A 21,767-nucleotide genomic window follows, 5' to 3' on the forward strand; every position below is an offset into this window, starting at 1 on the left:
CCCACCGGGCCGTCGTCACATCGGCAGAACAGCCGCGCGTACGGCGTCCGCGAACCGCCGGTTCCGCACCATCTCCCCCAGCGGCACCCCGGCGGCCTCCTCCCGCTCGATGATCCGGTTCAGATCCGGAACGATCTTGAGTACGGCCTGCTCCGCCTTTCCCGGCTCCCAGACCAGATCGAGCAGCCGGCGGCCCTGCTCCACGGCTCTGCGTGGGTGACTCGCGACCGGCGCCGCGCCGAGCACCCGCCAGCGCAGCGCCGTCATCAGGTGGTAGCGCACCGGGCGCAACCGGGGCAGGAGACGACGGGTCCGTAACAGCCACTCGACGCGGTAGTGCATGGCGGCTGCGGCGTAGTACAGCTCCGGCAGCTGGTCCGGCTGGAACAGATCGTCGCGTCGCCGGGTCGTCAGATCACGGTAGTGCCCGACGGCGGCCGGCTCGCCGAGAAACAGCGCGGCGTACGCACGGGTCAGCTGGGTACGGTTGACGACCCGGGTCTTCTCGACGTCCGGGCGGGACGCGTACTGCTTGGACCGCCGCTCGTAGAAGAGGCGCCGCTCCGGGTCCTGGGCGGCGAAGAAGTCCTCGAGCTTGAGGTGGAAGTCCTCACGGGTCGACAGGTCCTCCTCGCTCACCGCGGTCTGCCGGTTCGTGGCCGCGATGATGCCCGCGATGACGCTCTCCTCCTCGCTGTGCACCACCCGCACGCTGACCTGCACGTCGTCGGTCAGCCGGTCCCGCTCGTCGAACAGCACGTGGCACGTCTGACAGCCGTTGACCACCTGGAAGTCGCGGACGTGCACCTCGTCGCCGACGACGTCCAGGTTCCGGGTGACGATGGTGATGCCGTTGTTCAGCACCGCGAACCGCCGGTGGCCGTCGTCGTCGCGGACGGTGTCACGGATCTGCGCGTTGACGCCGTTGTAGCCCTGGAAGTCGCGGACGTTCTCGTGGAACAGCGCCTTGCGGATGTGGCCGGTCGGATCGGTCAGCACCTTCGTCACGAGTTCCCGGGCCGGCATCACGCCGAGCAGCGACTCCTTGACCCCCGGCATCCGCGACAGCGAGATCTTCTTCGGCATCTCGAAGACCACCGACACCGCCTGCGTCGCCCGCCGGTAGAGATCGCGAAGGTCGTCGCGGGTGACGCACCGGAATTCGGCGGCGTCGAAGAGACCGGTCGCCATCAGCCGCTTCTCCGCGGACACCGCCTTGCGCCGGATCAGGTCGGCGACCTGGCCGCCGGTCGTGGCGTACGCGACGTGCAGTTTCGGGCGCCCACCGGAGAACTTGGCGATGTTGGCGTAGATCGCGTCCAGGCAGGCGCGCAGATTCTCCACGTCCGGCGAAGCGGGGTACGGCAGCTTCTCCTTGGAGACGACGACATGCGCCAGGTTGTCGGCGAGATCGGAGAGCACCTTCGCCTCGAACTTGGGGCTGGTCTTGGCCTGGACCAGGATGATCCGCACGTCGAGTTGCCGGGCCTGCTCGGTCGCCGCCCGTACGTCGACCTCGTCGCGCAGGAGCACACCGTTCACCAGCAGACCGCAGACGTCGATGCCGAGGTCGTTGCCGCCGCCCATCCGGAAGGTGTCCGGGTTGAAGGCCTCCTCGTGGAACGAACTCAGCACGCAGTAGCCGGCGAACGCCTCGAACGCCTCGTCCTCGGCCAGCGCCGACAGATCATGGTCCGCCTGGAATTTCTTGACCAGGCTGTCTACGACGATGTCCAACCGGTGCTCCTCAGTCGCGGGCCCGTTGTAGGACCTCTTCGGTGGTCAGCGCGCTCGGCGGGTGGTAGGTCAGGCACATCGCGGTCGACACCTTGCGGAACGGGCGGCCCTCGGTGACCGCGTAGAACTGGCCGGTGCGCAGCCGGGAGATGTCCAGGACCGCGCTGCCCTTGGCCTGCGCCACCTCCTTGGCCGCGGCGATCTGGGTGGGGCTGTTCAGGAAGCCGAAGAACTGGGTGGCCGCATTGCCGACGATGCGGTTGTGGATGCCCTTCGGCGCCTGGGTCGCGAAGATCAGGCCGAGGCCGTACTTGCGGGCCTGGCTGGCCAGCGCGAGGGTGCTCTCGGTGCAGGCGGTGGTGCCGCCGGACGGGGCGAAGGTCTGCGCCTCGTCCATCACGAAGAGCCCACCGAGCGGCCGGTCACCGGCCGGATGGCGTTTGACCCAGGAGAAGAGCGCCATCTGGAGCTGGTTGACGAAGCTCTGCCGCTGTTCGTCACCGGGCAATCCGATCAGGCTGATCACCGACACCCGGGCGCGGCGGCCGGGAGCCGGGGTGAACAGCGCACCGGGGTCGAGCGGGGTTCCGGAGCCGCCGAGCAGCGGGTCGTTGACCATCGCGGCTTTCAGGGTCTCCGCCATGTCCGCGGCGAGCTCCCTGGCCCGGCCGAGGCTAGTCACCTCGTCCGGCAGGTCGGTGAGCAGGTCGACGAAATCGGCGAGCCGCCCTCCGCCGGTGCGGCCGAAGTGTTCCAGGGCCTTGCGCAGCACCGCTCTTCCCCGGTCGGCCTTGGCGGTGTTCGCCGCCATCCGGGCGCGCGGGGCCAGGGTCGCGACGGCCGCGTCGAGGGCGAGCGCGAACTCGTCCGGTTCGTCGAGGACCGCCCCGAAGTCGGGCAGCGGCCGCAGGACCAGCGGCCGGCCGGATTCGCGGCGCGGGGTCCAGACCACCACGTCGGTGGCGCCGAGGTAGGCCCGGGCCCGCTCGGCGTCGCCGTCACGCCAGGATTCCGGCGGTTCGGGCCATGCGTCGCCGAGCCGGGCCAGGTCGTTGTTGGGGTCCAGCACGATCGCCGAGACGCCGTGCAGGGCGCACTCCTCGACGAGCCGCCGGATCAGCACGGTCTTGCCGGACCCGGAGCCCGCGAAGATCACCGAGTGCTTGCGCAGCGATTCGAGCGTGAGGCTCACCGGGGCGCCGTTCTCGGCGACCGTGCCGACCTGAATGCCGGGTTCTCCGGTCGGCTCATCGGCCGGTGCGGCGGTGGGCGGCACCGCGGTGGCCGTCGGTCCGGTCGGTGCGGGCCCGGGCCGTCCGGCATCGTGGCCGGAGGGCGGGCCGAGGATCTCGGTGAGCAGGGTGGTGTTCCCGGCCGGCCGGTCGGCCCGGAGGAACTCCGGGAGCGCGGGGTCGTTCTCCTCCAGCAGGACAGCCAGTGCCGCGAAGGTGCGCAGGTCGTCCGGGGACACTCCGGTGATGATCCCGCCGAGGTCGAGGAACTCCTTCCGGACCCGGGTGCTGACCGGGCCGGTGGGCCATGGTCCGTTGCGCAGGAGGTAGGCACGCCGCTTCTTGATCATCGGATCCAGGCAGGCGAGGTCACGCAACCGGGCGAGGCGCGCCTGGACGGCCCGGGGATGTGCGTGCGACAGACCCCGGATGTACCAGTGCGCCTCGTCCTCGATCTCGGCGTCGAGCGTCTCGCACAGCCAGGCGTGCGCGGACGGGTTGCCCTGTTCCACCGGCTGCACGGAGAACCGGCCGCCGCCCTGTTCCACCGCCCAGGCTCGAAGCCCGGCCTCCAGCAGCCGTGGCATCTCCCGGTCCTCGGTTCGCGGGGCGAGGGCGCCGTCGACGTCGGCACTCGCGGTCAGTTCGGCGAGACGTGCGCCGAGCCGGATCATCCCGGCCTCGTCCACCGGCGCCCGCAGCGGCGCCGTGCCTTCGCGGTGATCGTCGAAGTCCGCCAGCCCGATGACCTCGTCCTCGGCCAGGCAGTAGCGAACATGCTCGTCGGCCCGCTGGATCAACTGCCGCGGCGTGTACTTGTCCGCCCGGTTGAAGGCCCCCGGCAGCAGTGGCCAGGTGAGATGCGGCGGCTTGTACTCGGCCACGTCGAAGAGCGGCGCGAACCGGGCCGCGATCAGGCTCTCGGCGACCTCCCGTGACGGCAGCCGCGCCAGCCGGGTCTCCTGCCGGAAACGGCCCTCGAACGAGGCGAGCGAGTCCTGCCTGATCCGCTGCCAGGAGGTGGGCAGGCAGGCCACCACGGTCACGGTCCGGAACAGCTTCTCGCGTACGTCCATCAGCCCATGCCCGAGATCCGCGGCGAGTCCTGGGGCTGCGACATCGCTGCTCTGGGCGAAGATCACGTCGATCTGGTCGACCGCCAGCAGGCTCGGTCCGGTGAGCGCGAGCAGTTGGGAGATCTGCACGGCCACGGCCTGGGCCGACATACCGGGTTTCGGCAGGCTCCACTCGGTCAGTTCAGCCTGTTCCAGGTCCGGCGCCGACAGCAGCCAGGACTCACCCAGGTCCATGACGTCGATGTCGGCCGAGGCCATCAGGACGAGCGCGCGAAGCGTGTGCCGGCACTCCCGGCCGGTCTCGGGGTCCGCGAGCCGGACCGCGGTGACGAACGCATCGAGTGTGGCCGGTGTCAGTGGGCTCTGCCCACGGATCTGCCGGCGCAGCGCGAGTGGGACCTCCGCCCGTTCGCTGAGCCGTTCCAGGAGCATCACCAGTTGGGAGTGCCGGTAGTAGCCGGAGCGGCGTAACCCCCGCAGGAACGTCTGCAGGATGTTCGGCCAGAACATGCGGCCGTCGGTGATGCCCATCAGGAAGAAGTAGCCGTGGCGTTCCTGAACCTTCTCACGGGCCCATCGCAGCAGGTGCGTCTTGCCCGAGCCGTGCTGTCCCTCCACGACCAGGCCCAGCGGCGAGCCGGTCCGCCTCGCCTCCGCCTCCTCGAAGGCGTGGAGAACCGCCGCTCCGGCGGCGCCGTTCAGTTCGTCGAGGTGAACGTCGAGGGCGGTCCAGACGTCCTCGGGTGTCGGCGCCCAGTCCAGCCGGCGTAGCTCAGTGAGCGCACGCCGCTGGTCCGCCTCGATCACGCCGGGCCGATCGTGATCAGATGCTTCGCCTCGCCCCCGATGAGGATCGCGGCGTCGAGCGCCTCCCGCGGCAGCTCGTTGCGGGCCGGGTCGGGGTCGAGGTGGATCTCCCGGCGCCGGTCCAGCTCCTCGAGGACCCGATCCTGTTCGTCCCGCGTGATGTCGGTCAGGCGATCACGGACCAGCACGAGCCGGATCAGGTCGCCCGGCCTCTCGGCGAGGTCCGCGTAGGCGCCGCGGATCCGCTCCTCGATGGTGCCGGCGGGCGGCGGCCCCGGGTCCGGCTCGGCGTAGAGGTCGGCGATCTGCTGGTCGCCGCGTGCCAGCAGGCTGTCCAGGTGGCGCAGGGTGGCGTAGTGCAGCAGCCAGGCGGCGGAGACCTTCTCCGGTGGCGGCGACCGGAACTCCTGCCGGGCCCGCGCCCAGCCCAGGTCGGTCAGCTCGTAGAAGATCGCGCGCCGCGCGCCCGTCTCCCAGGTGATCAGCTTCTGTGCGGTGAGTTCCTCCCGGGCGGGCTTGGTGATCTCGACCCGGTAGCGCTGCTTGAGGTCGGGGTTCGAGGTCCGCTCCGCACGCACCATCAGGGCGATGAGGGCCTGCCGGGCGGGAGTGCTGAGGTCAGCAGTCATCGATGCGATCTCCGGATCTGAGTCTCGAACCACGCGAACGCGCTGTCCGAAGCATCATTACCGGAAGTGGGGACGGCGTTACCGGTCCCGACCCTGTCCGCTATCCGATAGCTACACCCACCGATACACCCATTGACTGCTCAACCGGTCAGGATCGGCGCCAGTACGTCGTACACATGGGTGTTGGGGTGTTTGCCGGTGAATCTGTCGGCCTGTGGGCCGACCGCGGTGACCGGAACGTCCTGGCCGGTGTGCGCGGTGGTGGTCCAGTCCATGGTGAAGCGGAGCTTCGTGCCCTTGACCGGGAGCGGCCCGTCCTCTGCCGACTTACCGGCGCCGGATTCGTCCTTCGGGTCGACGGCCTCCACGGACAGGCCGCCGGTCTCGTGGTCGCCGGCCACCACGACGAGCGTGTCCGGATGGGCCGAGGCGTAGGCGCGGGCCACCGCGACCGTGCGGTCCAGCTGCCACATGGCCTGGAGGGTGCGTCTGGCGTTGTTCTGATGGGCGAACTCGTCGATGGCCTCCTCCTCGACGAACAGGAAGAAGCCGTCGGGGTCGGTGGAGAGGATGTCCAGCGCCTTGCCGGTCATCGTCGGCAGGCTGACCACCGGCTGGTAGACGTCGCCCCTGCCTTCGGCGTGCTGCTGGAACATCTCCTCGTTGGCGAAGAGGCCGAGCAGTCTGCCGGAGCCGGCCGCGGCGAGCTGGGCGGGCGTGGAGACGTACTGGTAGCCGGCCGCGCGGGCCCGCGTGATCAGGTTGCCCGCGGTGCCGCGGCTGGCCTCGGTGCGGTCGGCGGCGGGCCTGTCGGGGTAGGCGCCGGGGGTGCCCTTCGGCAGCCACCAGTCCTCGCCGCCGCCCAGGATGACGTCCGGTTTCGACACGTCCAGGTATTGGCGGGCGATGTCGTCCTGCGCGTCGCGGTCGACGGCGTTGGCGTAGAACGCGGCCGGGCTGGCGTCGGTCACCTGGGCCGTGGTGACCAGCCCGGTGGCCCGGCCGGCGGCCTTGGCCTGGGCTCCGAGGGTCGGCAGCGGATTGCGGGCGGTGTCGACGCTGATCGCGCCGTTGTAGGTGCGCCGGCCGGTGGCCCACGCGGTGGCCCCGGCCGCCGAGTCGGTGATCTCCGAGACGGGGTCCTTCGGGCTGGTGGTGAGCTGCCCGGAGAACGGCAGCCGGTCCATGGCGAGCCGCCCGTCGGGGCCGAGGTGGTAGAGACGGGCGGCCTCGCGGTGGGCGGCGCCCATGCCGTCGCCGTTGATGAAGATGACGTTGCGCGCGACCGGTGCGGCCGGCTCCTCCGCGGCGACGCCGGTCACCGGGGCGCAGGAGCTCAGGGCTCCCGCGACGAGCAGAGCGGCGAGCCGATGACTGATTCGGACCAGCATGCGCTCCTCCCAACTCCATCGCTGCAAGTTCACCCGCATGAGCAGACGCCTCGGCCGGACTTTCGGCACGTCATCTGAGGCAGCCTTGCTGGATGCCTAACGGAATCCTTACGTGTGCAGGGCTTGAATCGCACCAACCCCCTCGGGCAGTATCGATGCCGCGAGGGAAACCTCGACACGGCAGAGCGGGTCTGTGCCAGCACTGACGACGTGAGACACGCGGCCACCTCACCTACTGGGTGGTGGATCGGGTGCGGTTCGAGCTGGGAATCCCCGTGGATCTGTCCATGGGGAGCCGTTAACAGGGAAATTCTCCTCGAAAATTGCCTGCGGTGCGGGCGTTACAGCGATGGCGGGGCGGCGGCTACGGATGCCGTCGCCCTCCTTCTCGGCGGCGAGAGTACTCCAGTCGACACTGACCGCGGCGATCACCGGGGCGGCCTGGTCAGACTTGATATGGATCAGCGAGATCGGCTACGACCAGGCGGACGCGGTCGTGCTGACCCGCGCCTTCCTGGCGGACCCGGACCGGTTCCTGGACCGGATGCTCACCGATTGACCTGCTTCTTGGGCAGCGCGTCGGCGAGCAGCTGCACCAGGTGCACGCCGGTCACCCCGGCCAGGTCGTCGGCCTGGGTGCGGCAGGAGAACCCGTCGGCCAGGAAGACGTCACCCTCCTCGGCCTTCTCCAGGGCGGGCAGCAGCTGCTGTTCGGCGACCTGGACGGACACCTCGTAGTGGCCGCGTTCGACACCGAAGTTGCCGGCCAGCCCGCAGCAGCCGCCGAGCCGCTTGACCGTGGCCCCGGCGTTCTTGAGCAGCTTGGCGTCGGCGCCCCAGCCCATGACGGCGTGGTGGTGGCAGTGCGGCTGGGCGATCACCCGGACCCCCTCCAGGGAGGGCGGCTCCCAGCCGGGGGTGGCGGCGAGCAGCTCGGCCACCGTTTTGGTCGCCGCGGCCACCGCCTTGGCCGCCTCGTTGTCGACCAGCTCGACCGCGTCCTGGCGCAGCACGCCGGTGCAGGACGGCTCCAGGCCGACGATGGGGATGCCCTGCTTGACCGCCTCGTGCAGTTCGGCGACGGTGGTGCCGAGGATGCGGCGGGCCGCGTCGAGCTGGCCGGTGGAGATCCAGGTGAGGCCGCAGCAGGCTTTCCGGCTGGTGACCTGCGGGGCGTAGCCGGCGTCGACGAGCAGGTCGACGGCGGCGCGGGCGATCTCCGGCGAGAAGTGGTCGGTGAAGCTGTCGACGAACAGCACGACCGGTTTGCCGGTTTTGACCGGCACGAAGGATCCGCGGAACGTCTTCGGCGCGAAGCTCGGGATGTTGCGGCGCTTGTCGACGCCCGCGATCCACAGCGCGAGGCCGCGGATGCCGGGCAGGCTGGTCGCCAGGTTGGCCAGCGCGGGCATCCTCGACGCGAGCCGGGACCAGCGCGGCAGCCAGCCGAGCGAGTAGTGCGACCGGGGCCGCACCCGCCCCTTGAAGCTCTGGTGCAGCACCTCGGACTTGTAGGCCGCCATGTCGATCCCGGTCGGGCAGTCCGACGCACAGCCTTTACAGGACAAACAAAGATCAAGCGCATCGTGTACGGCCTCCGCGCGCCAGTCCGGCACGAGATCGCCGTCGAGCATCTCCTGGAGCACGCGCGCCCGTCCGCGGGTGGAGTCCTTCTCGTTCTTGGTGGCGAGGTAGGACGGGCACATCACGCCGCCGAGCACAGTGGTGTCGGCGCGGCACTTGCCGACGCCGGTGCACCGGTGCACGGCCTGGTTGAAGTCACCGCCGTCGGAGTGGTAGGCCAGCGCCAGCTCGGTGCGCACCGGCCGGGCCTGGGAGACGCGGATGTTGGCGTCCACCGGGTCCGGGTCGACCAGGTTGCCCGGGTTGAGCAGGTTGCCGGGGTCGAAGGTGTGCTTGATCCGGCGGAACAGGTTCATGGCGTCCGGCGAGTACATCCGGGCGAGCAGTTCGCTGCGGGCGCGGCCGTCGCCGTGTTCGCCGGAGAGTGATCCGCCGTAGCTGACGACCAGGTCGGCGGCGTCCTCCAGGAAGGCGCGGAAGCGGGCCGGGCCGTCCGGCTTGTCCAGCGGGAAGTCGAGGCGCACATGCACGCAGCCGTCGCCGAGGTGCCCGTACGGCATGACGCTGAGTCCGTGCCGGGCGGTGAGGGCGTCGAAGTCGCGCAGGTAGGCGCCGATGCGGGCGGGCGGGACGGCGGCGTCCTCCCAGCCGGCGTGCGCGGGCAGCCCGGACGGTGCGCGCCCGGCGAGGCCGGCGCCGTCCTCACGGATCTTCCACAGCGGGGCGGCCTCGGCGGTGTCCTCCACGATCCGGGAGTCGACCGCCTCGGCGACGGCGATCAGCCGACGGGTGCGGTCGCGGACGTCGTCGAGGTCGTCGCCGGCGATCTCCACCATCAGCCAGGCGGCGCCGCCGGGCAGCGGCGGGACGGCGTCCGGGCCGCGGCGGCTGCGGACCACGTCGCAGATGCGGTGGTCGAGGCCCTCGCAGGCGGTGGGCGCGAACTCCAGGATCTTCGGGATGACGTCGCCGGCCGTACCGAAGTCGGGGTAGCCGAGGACGACGAGGGTGCGGTGGACCGGGTCGGCGACCAGTTTCACGGTCGCCTCGGTGATCACCGCGAGGGTGCCCTCGCTGCCGACCAGGAACTCGGTGAGGTTGAACCCGTTCTCGGGCAGCAGGTGCTCCACCGCGTAGCCGGAGACCTGGCGGCCGAAGCGGGCGAACTCGGTGCGGGCGACCGCGAGGTTGTCGCCGATGACGCCGCGCAGGGCTTCGGTGATCTTCTCGGCGCCACTCAGCGGGTCCGTGATCAGCTCGTCGCCGTCGATCGTGTAGGCGCGCAGCCCGGCCACGTTGTCCGAGGTCCGGCCGTAGCCGAGGGTGCGTGACCCGCACGAGTTGTTGCCGATCATGCCGCCGATGGTGCAGCGGGTGTGCGTCGACGGGTCCGGCCCGAACCGCAGCCCGTGCGGCTTGGCGGCGGCCTGGAGGGTGGCCTGGATGGTGCCGGCCTGCACCCGGGCGGTCCGCGCCACCGGGTCGATGTCGAGCACCCGGTTCATGTGGCGGCTGAAGTCGAGGACCACGCCGGGGCCGATCGCGTTACCGGCGACCGAGGTGCCCGCGCCGCGCGCCGTGATCGGCACGCCCAGCGTCCGGCACACCTGCAGGGTGGCCAGGACGTCCTCGGCGGAGCGCGGCCGGACGATCGCCTGCGGCACGATCCGGTACAGCGAGGCGTCGGACGCGTACGCCGATCGGTGTGCCGCGTCGGTGAGGACGTCGGTCACGCCCGCCCGGCGAAGGTTCTCGACCAGCGGTGCGGCAATGGCTGCTTGTGTCACGAGATGTCCAGGCATTCTGTTTGTGGCCACGGGTTAACGCGGTTCGCACATTACCCAGGCGCCGGTCGTCACGATCGGGCGCTCTCGCAGGCCGGGACACAGCTCACGGCCCCCGCCGAGACGTGCGCCCCACCGCGTTCGGACCTGTCGACACTGCGGTCGCGTACGGCGCGGTCCGCATGAGAAGGAGCAAATCGGTGAAATCCCGCATGATCGTCGTTGTCGTCGTTCTCGCCCTCGCCGTCGGGCTCGCCGGGCCCGGAGCCGCCCACGCGGCCGCTCGGCGCGACCCCACCCGGTACGCGGCCGCGCAGTGGAAGGCCGTGGTCGTACCGCTGCTGCTCGCCAACAGGAAGGTGATCGCCCGCTGTTTCGCCAACGGCCTGCTGCTCACCTCCGGCGGGCTTCGGCTGCTGCGCCCGGGCGCCCTGCTGTCCAAGCTGCTCGGCATCGCGATGTTCGCGCAGGGTGCGACGAGCGCCTCCTGCCGGGCCACGCTCGCGGTGGCGCGGGCCGCCTACCGGGTCGGGCGGGCCGGCTGGTACGACGGCACCGACTTCTACTTCGAGGACGCCAGCTACGTGGACGACATCCGGTGGGACCGCAACGTCTGCCACATCGACCTGGCGGTCGGCAGCCCCGGCCGGCGGCTGCTGCACTACCGGGCGACGTATCGGATCTGCCATCCGGCCACGTACTCGTCGACGAACTACCCCTCGCCCGCCGTGTGAGCCGCCAGCGTCGTCTCGTACGCCTGCCGGCACTCGATCTCGAGTTGCACCTCGTGGAGCGGCTCGAGCAGGGCGAGTGCCGTCCGGTGGTGTTCAAGGGCCCGCTCAGGCGATCCGGTCTCCCGCAGGGCGACCGCCAGGTAGGTGTGGCACCAGGCCTGCTGGTGCTGGAGCCGGTTGCGCTCGGCCAGGTCCAGCGCCTCGTGCAGGTGCCGTAGCGCCTCGGCGTCGTTCCCGTCGTGGGCGAGAGCGACGCCGAGGGTGACCAGCCCGGTGATGCGGGCCGGCCCGTCGGCGCGGTCGAGTGCGGCCCGGGCCAGGCCGGCGGCCTGGGCCGGCTGCCCGAGGCGCAGGGTCACGAAGGCATCGAAGGCGAGCGCCTGCGCGTGCCCGGCCCGGTTGCCGGCCCGTTCGAACAGGTCGGCGGCCCGCCGGAACGACTCCCGGGCGGTCCGTGCCTCGCCGAGGTCACGGTGGGCGAACCCGGTGCGCAGCGCCAGCGTGGCGGCGAGCCCGTCGGCGGGGCCGGACCGGTCGGCCTCCCGGTAGGCGGCGAGCGCCTCGCCGAGGCGGCCGGCGGCGGCCAGCGCGTAGCCGAGGTCGGCGAGCAGGGCGGCCCGTTCGGTGTCACGGCCGAGCCGTCCGGCCGCGGCGGCCGCCCCGTCGAGCAGCCGCACCTGGTCGTCGGTGCCCCGGTGGCGGAAGAACCAGACCCGCAGCGCCTGCGGCAGCGCGACCGCCACCTCGTCGGCGCCGAGGCGTACGGCCAGGTCGAAGGCGGCGATCAGGTTGACGTACTCCAGGTCGAACCAGGCCATGGCCCGCTGCGGATCGCCCGGCGCCGGGGCCGGGCGGTGCGGTGACGGCAGCATCCGGTCGTACGTCTCGGCCCGTTCCCGGTAGTGGTCGAGCACCCGGCGCTGGGCCGTCCCGGAGGCGGGTTCCTCCTCGGCGGCGAGGTCGGCCGCGTACTGCCGGATCAGGTCGTGCATCCGGAACCGGCCCGGCGACGACTCCAGCACCAGGTGGGCGTCGACCAGCTCGTCGAGCGCGTCGGCGCACCGGCCGGGCGGCAGGCCGGTGAGCGCCGCCACGACTCCCGTGTCGAAGTCGGCGCCCGGCAGCAGCCCGAGCAGCCGGAACACGCGGCGGTCCGGGTCGTCGAGCTGCCGCAGCGACATGCCGAACGCGGCGTCGAAGCGGGCCGGGCTGTCCCGCAGCCGCTCGGCCAGGACGCCGACCGTCCAGCCGGGCCGGTGCCGCAGCCGGGCGCCCGCCATCCGCAGCGCCAGCGGCAGCCCGCCGCACCGGTCGAGCACCTGGCCGACCTCGTCCTCGCCGGTGAGCGCGACCCCGGCGACCGTGCCGAAGAGGCGGGCCGCGTCGTCGTCGGCGAGCGGGGTCAGTGACACCGGTGGCACCCCGTCCAGGCTGACCAGCCGGTTGCGGCTGGTCACCAGGACGGCCGACTTCCCGGCGCCGGGCAGCAGCGGGCGCACCCGGTCGGCGTCGGCGGCGTTGTCGAGCACCACGAGCGCCCGCCGCCGGGACAGTTCCGAGCGCCACAGCGCCGCCCGTTCCTGCTCCCCGGCCGGTGGATGGGTGATGTCCAGGGCGCCGAGCAGCCGGCCCAGTGCGGTCGGCGGGTCCAGCGGCTCCTGGCCCGGGGTGAACCCCTGCAGGTCGAGGTAGAGGCCGCCGTCCGGGTAGGCGCCGGCCATCCGGTGTGCCACGTGCACGGCCAGGCTGGTCTTGCCCACTCCCGCCATGCCGTCGATCACCACGGCCCCGGCGGTGCGCAGCAGTTCCTCGACCCGGGCCGTCTCCCGCTCCCGGCCGGTGAAGTCGAACAGGTCGGCGGGCAGGTCGTTGCGGCGGGGCCCGGGCGCGGTGCCGGCCTTGTCGGCTTCGGCCCACAGCGGGCGCAGCGGCCGGGGGTCGCGGTGCACCACCCGGCACAGGGCGACGACGGCCTCCCACGGCGGGACGAGGCGGCCGGTCAGGTAGCGGGACAGTGAGGAGCTGCTCAGCCCGGCGTCGCGGGCCAGGGCGCGCAGGCTGAGCCCGCTCAACTCCTTGATCTGAGCGAGCTGGGAGACCAGTCGCTCGTGCGGGCCGGACACGTGCAACACCCTAACGTCCCGTGCCACGGCAACGGATCGGCGACATGTCGCCGCAGGTCAGGCCTGTTCCGGGTGTCCCACGGTGTCCCACGGACGGCGCGGGCCGCATGCCCGCGGTGGTCGGATGAATCCCGTCGGCGAGGAACACCACGACACCGAGGGAGGGGGAACCGATGCCGATCGAACGGATGCCGGACCCGGCGGATCTCGTCCCCGGCGCACGGGAGGCGCTGACCGCCCTGCACCGGGCGATCGCCGGCGCCGGCCTCGGCGAACGGCTGCTGGCACTGACCGGCCCGGCCGGCGCGGCCACCGGCGCCCAGACCGGCGAGGAACGCGCCGTCGTGGCGCTGACCGCGGCGGTCACCCGTTCCGGCCCGGTGCCCGACCGGGTCTGGGACCGGGCCGCCAAGCACTTCGATCAACGGGAACTCGCGGCGCTGCTGCTCAGCATCGCGATCACCGCCGCCGTCCACCGCATCGACGTTTCGACACACCGCCAGAGTTCGGCACACCGCCAGAGGAGAACTGACATGACCAGCACCAAGACGTACGACGGTTTCACCGAGGCCGAGCGGGGCGCCATGAAGGAGCGGGCCCGGGAGCTGAAGAAGAACGGCAAGGACCTCGAGCCCGAGGTGCTCGCGAAGATCGCCGAGATGGACGGCGACGACCGGGTGCTGGCCGAGCGGGTGCACGCCCTGATCCGGGCGGCCGCGCCCGGCCTGGCCCCCAAGCTCTGGTACGGCATGCCCGCCTACGCCCGCAACGGCAAGGTGGTCTGCTTCTTCCAGGCGGCCGCCAAGTTCAAGTCCCGCTACGCGATGCTCGGTTTCAGCGACGAGGCCCACCTCGACGACGGCGACCTGTGGGCCACCTACTTCGCCGTGACGGCCCTGACCCCCACCACCGAGTCCCGCATCACCGACCTGGTCCAGCGCGCCGCCGCCTGACCCCTCCGCCCGTCGCCCCGCACCGCACCCACCACCCGCGATCTTGAACGCCTTGCCACCGATTCCGGTGGCCAATCGAACAAGATCTGTGGGTGGTGGGTGCTGGCCGGCTGAGCAACGATGGCGCGAGCGACTTCTCCGCAACGGGTGGGAAGCTGACTGACGGAGATGGATGGTGGCAGGGTGAGTGAGGCACTGCGGCACATCGAGGCGCTGGCCGCGTTGCTGCCGGACGCTCAGCGCGGCGCGCACGCGTACGCCAAAGGGATTGATCTTTTCTCGGGGGCCGGCGAGGTCGAGGCCGCGCACGGCAGTGGGCGCGCCTATCTGGCCGCGACCCGGCTGGCGCTGTTGCAGAGTGAGGCGGCCGAGGCGTTGCAGGAGATCCGGAACCGGGCGGTCGATCTGGATCCGGCCGCGCGCCGGCCCGATGACGCGCTCAGCCTGGAGCTCGCCGACATCCTGATCCGGCTGCTGGAGCTGTCCGAGTATCTGGGTGTCGACCTGGGTGCCGCGCTGGTCACGAAGACGGCCGACACGCTGGGCGGCTACCGGCACGGCGGGGTCCGCTTCTGACGGCTCAGCCGAGCAGCACCGGCAGGGCGACCAGTCCGCGGGTGCGGAAGGACGGCCGCCAGCGCAGGTCGCCGGACGGGACGGCGAGCCGCAGTGACGGGAAGCGGCGCAGCACCGTGCCGATGGCGATCTCCAGCTCCAGGCGGGCGAGCGGCGCTCCGACGCAGTAGTGGATGCCGTGCCCGAAGGTCAGGTGGCCTCCGGCCCGGCCCGGGACGACCGTGTCGGGGTCTCCGAAGGCGTCCGGGTCACGGTTCGCGGCGCCGACCACCAGCAGTACGGTCGACCCGCGCGGCACCACGGTCCCGGCGACCTCGATGTCCTCGGTCGGGAAGCGGCGCAGCAGGACGGGGGCGGGTGGCTCGTAGCGCAGCAGTTCCTCGACGTCGACCGGCAGCCCGGGGTTGTCGAGCAGGGTGAGCAGTCCGGTGCCGATGGCGTGGACGGTGTTCTCGTAGCCGGCGACCAGCAACAGGAAGGCCAGTGAGGTCAGCTCGTCCTCGCTGAGCCGGTCGCTGTCCTCGCGGGCGGCGATCAGCGCGGACAGCAGGTCGTCGGCGGGTTCGGCGCGTTTCGCGGCGATCAGGCCGGACAGGTAGGCGTGGATGGCGCCGATCGCCCGGGCTCCGGCGGCGGGGTCGTCGCGCGGCGGGACCAGCATGACGTCGGTCCAGGAGCGGAAGCGGTCGCGGTCGCCGTCCGGGACGCCGAGCAGGTCGCAGATGACCGCCACCGGCAGGCGGCCGGCGTAGTCGCGGACCAGGTCGGCCTGGCCGTCGAGACGGTCGAGCAGGTCGTCGGCGGTTTTCTGGATGGTGGGGCGCAGCCCGTCGACGCGGCGCGGCGTGAACGCCTGGGACACCAGCCGGCGGATGCGGGTGTGGTTCGGCGGGTCCATGTTGAGCAGGTTGGCGTCGAGTGCGGGCGGCAGTGAGAATCCGCGCCAGCTGCCGTCGCCGTTGGCCTTGTCGACCGACATGCGGGGGTCGGCGAGCAGGGCGCGAACGTCGGCGTACCGCGTCACGAGCCAGACCGGGGAGCCGTCCGGCAGCTCCACCCGAGTGGCCGGGCTGTGTTCGCGGAGCCGGCGGTAGACGGTGTGCGGGTCGGTGTGGAACTCCGCCGAGATCATGTCCTGCGCCTCGCTCTCACCCGGACAAAAGGAAGGCCGGGCATCCACGGGGGAAGATGCCCGGCCTTTCGCTTCAAATCGAACCACATCCATCACCCGTTCCGCTACCCCGGGGTGGGCCGAATGGTCATCGGGGTGGCCGGAGTCAGGCGAAGAGGGCGGATCCGTAGCGGGTGACGATGATGAGTGCCAGCACCAGCAGCCAGGCGATGACCACCAGCAGGTCGATGTCGTTGGCGATCGCCTCGCGCGCCCAGCTCCGCCACGCGCGGGGCATCGGCAGGTAGTCGTCGCGGATGTTGACGTGGGTCAGCGACACCCACACGACCGTGGTGGAGAGGGTGACCAGCAGGCACCACGGGCAGAGCGCGCCGATGTTGACGATGGCCTGGTAGAACAGCCAGTAGGCGAAGATCAGCCCGATGGTGTAGACGGTCTGTGCCGCGATCATGAACCAGCGCGGGAAGCGCACCCCGCCGAGGGCCGCGACCGCGATGGTGATCACCACGGGTTCGGCGATGAGCCCGAGGAACGCGTTGGGGAAGCCGAGCAGTTGCGCCTGCCAGGACACTCCGACCGCGCCGCAGCTGACCACCGAGTTGATGTTGCAGGAGAGGTCGGCGGTGGGGTCGCGGGCCAGTTCCACCGCGTCGATCGAGAGCACCAGCGACGCGGTGAGGCTGATCAGCGCGGAGAACAGCATGGTGCTGTAGATCCACGTGTTGCTTTGCCGGATCGCGCGGGCCCGGGTGAACAGGGTGGTCACTTGGTCGTGCCCGCGGCGGCGGTGACGGCCTCGTAGAGCGGTCCGGCGGTGTACAGGTCGACCTCGGTCACCACACCATTGATCTTGACGGTGGGTGTCCCGGTGATGCCGTTCTCGAAGGCGGCGTCGTTCGACTGGGTGACCCACGGGACGAAGGTGCGGTCCGCGAACGTGTCGGTCACGCTCTGCGGCACCCCGACCGACGCGGCCACTTCGGCGATCTTGGCGTCGTCGAGTCCTTCCGAGTTCTCCTCGGGCTGGTTCTCGAACAGTGCCGTGTTGAAGTTCAGCACGTGCCCGGGGTCCTTGTCGGCGACGGTCGCCACGGCGTTGGCCGCCCGGGTCGAGTACTCGGTGCCCTGCGAGGCCTTGTCGAGGAAGGCCAGCGGGTGCAGGTTCACGGTGGCGGTGCCGTCGTCGATCAGCCGCTGGATGTCGGCGTGGTTGGCGGCCTCGAACTTTCCGCAGTAGGGGCACATGTAGTCCAGGTAGATGTCGACGTCGACCGGCCCGTTGCCGACCGCGAGGCCGCCGTCGGCGGTGGCCGTCGCCGGTACGACCAGCGGCCCGTCGGCGCCGGACTTGTCGCCGTCGTTCATGGCGGTGATCACCGAGATGGCGATGGCCGCGATCAGCGCGACGATGATCGCCCCGCCGATGATCATGATGGTCCGGTGCCCGCGCTGTCCGGCGCGTGCGGAGGCGACCGCCTTCTGCGCCGCGGTGTGCCGGTTACCGGTCTTAGTGCCCATGCTGTTGGCCCCCTAGTACGAACTGTCCGCCTTCACGTTGGCGTAGATCGGTTCGCCGCGTTATCACCCGGGGCCGAGTCGGGACCATCGGCGGCGCTGGTCAGGACCAAGGTCCCCCGCCGTACGCTGGCCGGATGGAACCACTCGACGTGATCGGCTGGGCCGGATCGGCCCTGCTGGTCTGGTCTCTGCTGCAGAGTCGCCTGCTGCGCCTGCGGGCGCTCAACCTGCTCGGCTGCTTGGTGCTGCTCGGGTTCAACGCCGCGATCGGCGTCTGGCCCATGGTGGGTCTGAACGTGGTGCTTGCGGTGATCAACCTCTGGTATCTGTGGCGGATGCTGGCGACCCGGCACGACGACAAGGCGTACCAGGTGGTGGAGGTCCGCACCGGCGACGATCTGCTGGCGCACATTCTGCGGACCCATCACGACGACATCGTCCGGTTCAACCCGGATCTGACCCTGGACGGCCTGACGCGCCGGGACGCCGCCGCCTTCCTGATCCTGAACGCGGACGAGGTGGCCGGTGTGGTGGTCTTCCACGCGGCGGGCGACGGGGTCGCCCAGGTGGAGTTGGACTACGTCACCGAACGATACCGGGATCTGACGCCGGGTGAGTTCGTCTTCCGCCGGAGCAGCTACTTCATCGACCGCGGGTGCCGCACGGTGATCACCCCGGCCGGCATGCGGTCGCCCTACTACGACCGGCTCGGCTTCCAGCCCCGGGGCGATTCGTACGTGCTGGAGCTCGCGTCCTGACGCGGTGAGGGCCGCCCGGTCCGGCGCCGCCGGGCCGGGCGACCGGGTGGTCATCGGGTGGGGCAGCCGTAACGGCAGATCAGGAACCGGGCGAAGCGCTTCTGGTCCCGCGCTCCGAAGGCAGTGAAGTCGCCGCCCACGGTGAGGCCCTGCCTCATGTCGGCCTTCATGGTGAGCACGCCCCATTTGCCGTTGCTGCGCGGATCCCAGTCGAGCACCTTGCCGGTCGCCGAGTCCCAGGCCGCCATCTTCGACTGTTTGCGCTGCATGGCCCGCTTGCACCAGGAATTGGCGATCTGGGACGGCTGCGTGCAGACGGTGGTGAAGTGGCCGCCCGCATAGACGGTCCCGTTCAGGTGGGTGATCGCCTGTACGTCGCCGTCGGTGACGCTGGTCCAGGCGAGCCCGCCGTCGGGGCGGTAGGCGGCGACCCGGCCACCGGCGCCGGCGAGGGCGGCGAACACCCGGTCCTTCGTGACGGTGAGGCCGAAGGTGGGGTACGGCGTGCCCGGCTTGAAGGTGGTGTCCACCTTCCCGTCGGCCAGTTTCAGCGCGCCGAGCCGGGCCGTGCCGGCGGCGCCGGCGAGTTTCTTGAAGGCGCCGCCGACGTAGAGTCGATTGCCTGCGGCGGCAAGGGCCAGCACCTTGCCGTCGGTGCCGGCCGTGAAGCCGGTGTCCACGGTGCCGTCGGCGAGGCGGATGGCGGCCAGGCTGCGGGCGGCGCGGCCGTTCACCGCGGTGAACCGGCCGCCCACGAAGAGGCGCCCGCCGGACACCTCGACGGCGTGGCCGAAGCCGTTGAGGGCGGGCCGCAGCGATCCGACCGCGCCGGTGGACAGGTCGACGGCGGCGAGCCTGGCCCGCGGCTGTTCGTTCACCTTCGTGAACTCGCCGGTGACGTACAGGTTCCTGCCGTGGGCGGTCAGGGCCAGGACGGTCCCGTCCAGGACCGGCGACCAGGGCAGCAGTTTGCCGGTACGGGCGTCGACCGCGGCGAGCCGTTTTCGTTTCACGGTCTGGCCGCCGGCGTACGCGTGGGTGAAGTTCCCGCCGAGGTAGACCGTGTCGCCGACGTGCACGCTGGCGTACACCAGGCCGTCGAACCCGACGGTCTGCTCGGGAGTGGTGGAGAGCGGTGGGGTGCCGGCCGCGGAGGCGGGTGCGGCGGGCAGGGCGAACAACATCGCGAGTACGGCTATTCGCCGTGAAACACCAGCTAGGGACATGAACGCGACAATATGTCCTTTTTGCCGGACAAGATGGTCGCATCGATCAAATAGTCTGACTGAACCGTCGCGGGAGCGCTCCCGTACCGCCCGGGCGCACGGAGGGGCCATGTCGATCTCGCTTCGACATGACCCCTCGCCGGAGGCCAACCAGCGACCCCCAAACCGGACCCAACCGGTTGCTCTGTACCTTCTCTATTTAGCCTCATAAACCTGCCTGTTATTTGAAAAAACCCCATATCGTACGCCCACAGCACAGCCGATGCGTGTCCTGCATCACCCCCGGAGGGACAACCCTGGTGCAACCCAGGTGCGACATCGGTGTACTCGGTGGCGCCCTTCAGATACGTGGACTCCCGTACCGATCTCGTAGGCGAGCGGTCATGGCGGCAAGCAGGCCAATCGCTCGCACCCGATGAATCTCGACGAGGATATGGGGAGATCGCATTGAACGCGCCCGGTAGTGCTGTGAAATCGTCCGCCTCGTCCACCCGACGGCGCTCCTTCAACGACTTGAGCGTCAACGTCAAAATCGTCAGCGCGGTGGCGGTGTCGTCACTGGTCGCGCTGACCGTGAGTGTCCTGGGCTGGCAGGGGCTGGGCGAGACCAACGGATACGCCGACAAGCTCTACAGCAGCAACGTCACCAACGTGAGCGCGCTGTCGGAGCTGAAGACGGCCTTCTACAAGACCCAGGTCGACATGACAAGCCATGCGACCTCACAGGACAAGGCGAGCAAGGCTGAATACCGCAAGGCGTTCGCCGCCGACCAGAAGGCGGCGGCAGCGGCCTTCGCCACCTACCGGGCCAGCAACCCGGCCACCGATGTCGAGCTCATCGACAGGCTGGAGACGGGTTACCAGGGCTACGTGCAGATCGCCGAGGGCAAGCTCTTCCCGGTGAGCGACCGCAACGACCTGGCCACCTGGCAGAAGATCCATGCCTCGGCGACCGCGCCGTTGGCCGAGAAGGCCGAGCAGATGCTCGCGGCCATGGGCGCCGCCGAGACCGCCGACGCCAAGGCCAACGCCGACGCGGCACAGGAGTCGTACGACTCGAATCTCGCCATCTCGATCGTCCTGCTCGCGGTCGGGCTGACGGCCGCACTCGGCCTGGGTGTGTTCGTCGCCCGGCAGATCGTCCGGTCGCTGCGCAAGGTTCATGCCGTCTGCGACAGTCTCGCCGTGGGCGATCTGACGCACACCGCGGACCTGACATCTCTCGACGAGCCCGGCCGGATGGGCCGCGCGCTGGACACCGCGGTGGCACGGCTGCGTGAGACGGTCGCCACCATCGGCGGGTCGGCCGTCACGCTGGCCGGCGCGTCGAAGGAGCTGACCGTGGTCAGCTCGCGGCTCCAGTCCGGCGCCGCGGACGCCGCGGCGCAGGCCAGTGCGGCGTCGCAGGGCACCGCGGAGGTCAACGCCGGGGTGCAGACGATCGCGGCGGGCGCGGAGGAGATGAGCGCGTCGATCGCTGAGATCGCCAACAACGCCGGGCAGGCCGCCCAGGTCGCCGGCCAGGCGATGAGCGTCGCCGAGCGCACCACCGCGCAGGTCGCCGAGCTGGGCACGGCCAGCGCCGAGATCGGTGACGTGGTCAAGCTGATCACCGTCATCGCCGAGCAGACCAACCTGCTCGCGCTGAACGCCACCATCGAGGCCGCCCGGGCGGGCGAGCTCGGCAAGGGCTTCGCGGTCGTGGCCGGCGAGGTCAAGGACCTGGCGCAGCAGACCGCGAAGGCCACTGAGGAGATCACCACCCGAATCGCGGCGATCCAGTCCTCCAGCGGCACGGCCACCGAGGCGATCAGCGAGATCACCCAGGTCATCCAGCAGATCAGCGACTACACCACCACGATCGCCTCGGCCGTGGAGGAGCAGACCGCGACCACCTCGGAGATGAGCCGGTCGGTGTCCGACGTCGCGGCGAACAGCAGTGGCCTGGCCGGCACGGTGTCCAACGTCGCTCACGGCGCCACCGCCACCGCCGACGGCGCCAGCTCGACCCAGCAGGCCGCCGCCGGTCTGACCCAGCTCTCCGACGAGCTCACCGCCATCGTCAACGGATTCCGCCACTAGGCGGAGTCCGGAGAGTCAGAGGTCGGGCAGGACGATGTCGACGCGGTCCGGTGGGTAGGCGTCGGGGTCGGCGTCGCTGACACACAGCCGGACCCGCAGATCGCCGGGCGGGACGGTGATCCAGAGGACCGCCTCGTCGACCGCGTCGCCGACCCGCAGCCGCCCGGAGGAGATCCGGACGATGCCGTCGAAGATGGCCGGGCCCACCGGCTGGTCGACGGCGGTGGACGCTATCCGGACGGCGGTGTCGCCCTCGGCGCCGTGCTCGACGCTGAGGACGAGCTGAGCGGGCCCCACCCCCAACAGGGGGTGGGGCCCGTCGTCTCCCATGCCGTCCTCGAGCACCCGGTCGTCACCGATGAGGAGCACGCCTCCGCGGATCGAGGCCGTGAGTTGTCCGAGAAGAGGCATGGGTTCGAGGCTAA

Annotated in this window: 17 protein-coding genes; 6 read left to right on the plus strand and 11 right to left on the minus strand. The window is 70.8% G+C overall.

The window, feature by feature from the left end:
- Window positions 1–15: 15 nt before the first annotated feature.
- The 4 genes from IEZ13_RS15605 to IEZ13_RS15620 form a co-directional block, all read right to left on the minus strand.
- The gene (locus tag IEZ13_RS15605) at window positions 16–1,737 is read right to left on the minus strand and encodes an AIPR family protein (RefSeq protein WP_183221856.1); all 1,722 of its coding nucleotides are present in this window, start codon (window positions 1,735–1,737) and stop codon (window positions 16–18) included.
- Between the two features lie 10 nt (window positions 1,738–1,747).
- Complete coding sequence (locus tag IEZ13_RS15610; RefSeq protein WP_203833897.1) at window positions 1,748–4,852, minus strand: ATP-binding protein; 3,105 nt, start codon at window positions 4,850–4,852, stop codon at window positions 1,748–1,750.
- Complete coding sequence (locus tag IEZ13_RS15615) at window positions 4,849–5,481, minus strand: hypothetical protein (protein WP_183221855.1); 633 nt, start codon at window positions 5,479–5,481, stop codon at window positions 4,849–4,851. Before IEZ13_RS15615 ends, IEZ13_RS15610 begins: the two co-directional genes overlap by 4 nt.
- Window positions 5,482–5,621: 140 nt before the next feature.
- On the minus strand, window positions 5,622–6,872 hold the full coding sequence (locus IEZ13_RS15620) for an alkaline phosphatase (protein ID WP_183221854.1): 1,251 nt from the start codon (window positions 6,870–6,872) through the stop codon (window positions 5,622–5,624).
- A 370-nt stretch (window positions 6,873–7,242) separates the two neighbouring features.
- Here IEZ13_RS15620 and IEZ13_RS15625 point away from each other — a divergent pair, with 370 nt between their 5' ends.
- On the plus strand, window positions 7,243–7,431 hold the full coding sequence (locus tag IEZ13_RS15625) for a hypothetical protein (RefSeq protein ID WP_183221853.1): 189 nt from the start codon (window positions 7,243–7,245) through the stop codon (window positions 7,429–7,431).
- On the opposite strand, the gene IEZ13_RS15630 is transcribed toward IEZ13_RS15625, so the two are convergent.
- On the minus strand, window positions 7,421–10,243 hold the full coding sequence (locus IEZ13_RS15630; protein ID WP_229794715.1) for an FAD-binding and (Fe-S)-binding domain-containing protein: 2,823 nt from the start codon (window positions 10,241–10,243) through the stop codon (window positions 7,421–7,423). The two genes, IEZ13_RS15625 and IEZ13_RS15630, sit on opposite strands and share 11 nt — an antisense overlap.
- Before the next feature lie 197 nt (window positions 10,244–10,440).
- Here IEZ13_RS15630 and IEZ13_RS15635 point away from each other — a divergent pair, with 197 nt between their 5' ends.
- Window positions 10,441–10,974, plus strand: a complete 534-nt coding sequence (locus IEZ13_RS15635) for a hypothetical protein (protein WP_183221851.1) — start codon at window positions 10,441–10,443, stop codon at window positions 10,972–10,974.
- On the opposite strand, the gene IEZ13_RS15640 is transcribed toward IEZ13_RS15635, so the two are convergent.
- On the minus strand, window positions 10,953–13,097 hold the full coding sequence (locus IEZ13_RS15640) for an ATP-binding protein (protein ID WP_229794716.1): 2,145 nt from the start codon (window positions 13,095–13,097) through the stop codon (window positions 10,953–10,955). The genes IEZ13_RS15635 and IEZ13_RS15640 overlap by 22 nt on opposite strands.
- Window positions 13,098–13,630: 533 nt before the next feature.
- Here IEZ13_RS15640 and IEZ13_RS15645 point away from each other — a divergent pair.
- Together IEZ13_RS15645 and IEZ13_RS15650 are read left to right on the plus strand one after the other, a co-directional pair.
- Window positions 13,631–14,050, plus strand: a complete 420-nt coding sequence (locus IEZ13_RS15645) for an iron chaperone (RefSeq protein ID WP_183222010.1) — start codon at window positions 13,631–13,633, stop codon at window positions 14,048–14,050.
- A 183-nt stretch (window positions 14,051–14,233) separates the two neighbouring features.
- Complete coding sequence (locus tag IEZ13_RS15650) at window positions 14,234–14,626, plus strand: hypothetical protein (protein ID WP_183221849.1); 393 nt, start codon at window positions 14,234–14,236, stop codon at window positions 14,624–14,626.
- Between the two features lie 4 nt (window positions 14,627–14,630).
- Here the strand turns inward: IEZ13_RS15650 and IEZ13_RS15655 are convergent, their stop codons facing one another.
- The 3 genes from IEZ13_RS15655 to IEZ13_RS15665 all read right to left on the minus strand — a co-directional run bounded on the left by IEZ13_RS15655 (window position 14,631) and on the right by IEZ13_RS15665 (window position 17,276).
- A complete protein-coding gene (locus IEZ13_RS15655) occupies window positions 14,631–15,758 on the minus strand; it encodes a cytochrome P450 family protein (protein ID WP_183221848.1) in 1,128 nt (375 codons plus the stop codon).
- Between the two features lie 145 nt (window positions 15,759–15,903).
- Window positions 15,904–16,524 carry a vitamin K epoxide reductase family protein gene (locus IEZ13_RS15660; protein ID WP_203833896.1) on the minus strand — a complete coding sequence of 207 codons (621 nt, stop codon included), beginning with the start codon at window positions 16,522–16,524 and terminating at the stop codon, window positions 15,904–15,906.
- Window positions 16,521–17,276, minus strand: a complete 756-nt coding sequence (locus IEZ13_RS15665) for a DsbA family protein (RefSeq protein WP_183221847.1) — start codon at window positions 17,274–17,276, stop codon at window positions 16,521–16,523. Before IEZ13_RS15665 ends, IEZ13_RS15660 begins: the two co-directional genes overlap by 4 nt.
- Before the next feature lie 134 nt (window positions 17,277–17,410).
- Here IEZ13_RS15665 and IEZ13_RS15670 point away from each other — a divergent pair, with 134 nt between their 5' ends.
- Window positions 17,411–18,034, plus strand: a complete 624-nt coding sequence (locus tag IEZ13_RS15670; protein WP_183221846.1) for a hypothetical protein — start codon at window positions 17,411–17,413, stop codon at window positions 18,032–18,034.
- 50 nt (window positions 18,035–18,084) lie between these two features.
- Here the strand turns inward: IEZ13_RS15670 and IEZ13_RS15675 are convergent, their stop codons facing one another.
- Window positions 18,085–19,218 carry a PQQ-binding-like beta-propeller repeat protein gene (locus IEZ13_RS15675; protein WP_183221845.1) on the minus strand — a complete coding sequence of 378 codons (1,134 nt, stop codon included), beginning with the start codon at window positions 19,216–19,218 and terminating at the stop codon, window positions 18,085–18,087.
- 555 nt (window positions 19,219–19,773) lie between these two features.
- Here IEZ13_RS15675 and IEZ13_RS15680 point away from each other — a divergent pair.
- Window positions 19,774–21,342 carry a methyl-accepting chemotaxis protein gene (locus tag IEZ13_RS15680; protein WP_229794717.1) on the plus strand — a complete coding sequence of 523 codons (1,569 nt, stop codon included), beginning with the start codon at window positions 19,774–19,776 and terminating at the stop codon, window positions 21,340–21,342.
- Between the two features lie 15 nt (window positions 21,343–21,357).
- On the opposite strand, the gene IEZ13_RS15685 is transcribed toward IEZ13_RS15680, so the two are convergent.
- A complete protein-coding gene (locus IEZ13_RS15685; protein WP_183221843.1) occupies window positions 21,358–21,753 on the minus strand; it encodes a hypothetical protein in 396 nt (131 codons plus the stop codon).
- Between the last annotated feature and the right edge of the window lie 14 nt (window positions 21,754–21,767).

Source organism: Actinoplanes campanulatus, assembly GCF_014647795.1.
Lineage (GTDB): Bacteria > Actinomycetota > Actinomycetes > Mycobacteriales > Micromonosporaceae > Actinoplanes > Actinoplanes campanulatus.

What these genes read in the sequence shown, in the direction of transcription:
- IEZ13_RS15685 (WP_183221843.1), bottom strand. Translation starts at nt 21,753, where the DNA reads ATGCCTCTTCTCGGACAACTCACGGCCTCGATCCGCGGAGGCGTGCTC.
- IEZ13_RS15665 (WP_183221847.1), bottom strand. Translation starts at nt 17,276, where the DNA reads ATGGGCACTAAGACCGGTAACCGGCACACCGCGGCGCAGAAGGCGGTC.
- IEZ13_RS15615 (WP_183221855.1), bottom strand. Translation starts at nt 5,481, where the DNA reads ATGACTGCTGACCTCAGCACTCCCGCCCGGCAGGCCCTCATCGCCCTG.
- IEZ13_RS15645 (WP_183222010.1), top strand. Translation starts at nt 13,631, where the DNA reads ATGACCAGCACCAAGACGTACGACGGTTTCACCGAGGCCGAGCGGGGC.
- IEZ13_RS15655 (WP_183221848.1), bottom strand. Translation starts at nt 15,758, where the DNA reads ATGATCTCGGCGGAGTTCCACACCGACCCGCACACCGTCTACCGCCGG.
- IEZ13_RS15625 (WP_183221853.1), top strand. Translation starts at nt 7,243, where the DNA reads ATGCCGTCGCCCTCCTTCTCGGCGGCGAGAGTACTCCAGTCGACACTG.
- IEZ13_RS15620 (WP_183221854.1), bottom strand. Translation starts at nt 6,872, where the DNA reads ATGCTGGTCCGAATCAGTCATCGGCTCGCCGCTCTGCTCGTCGCGGGA.
- IEZ13_RS15675 (WP_183221845.1), bottom strand. Translation starts at nt 19,218, where the DNA reads ATGTTGTTCGCCCTGCCCGCCGCACCCGCCTCCGCGGCCGGCACCCCA.
- IEZ13_RS15670 (WP_183221846.1), top strand. Translation starts at nt 17,411, where the DNA reads ATGGAACCACTCGACGTGATCGGCTGGGCCGGATCGGCCCTGCTGGTC.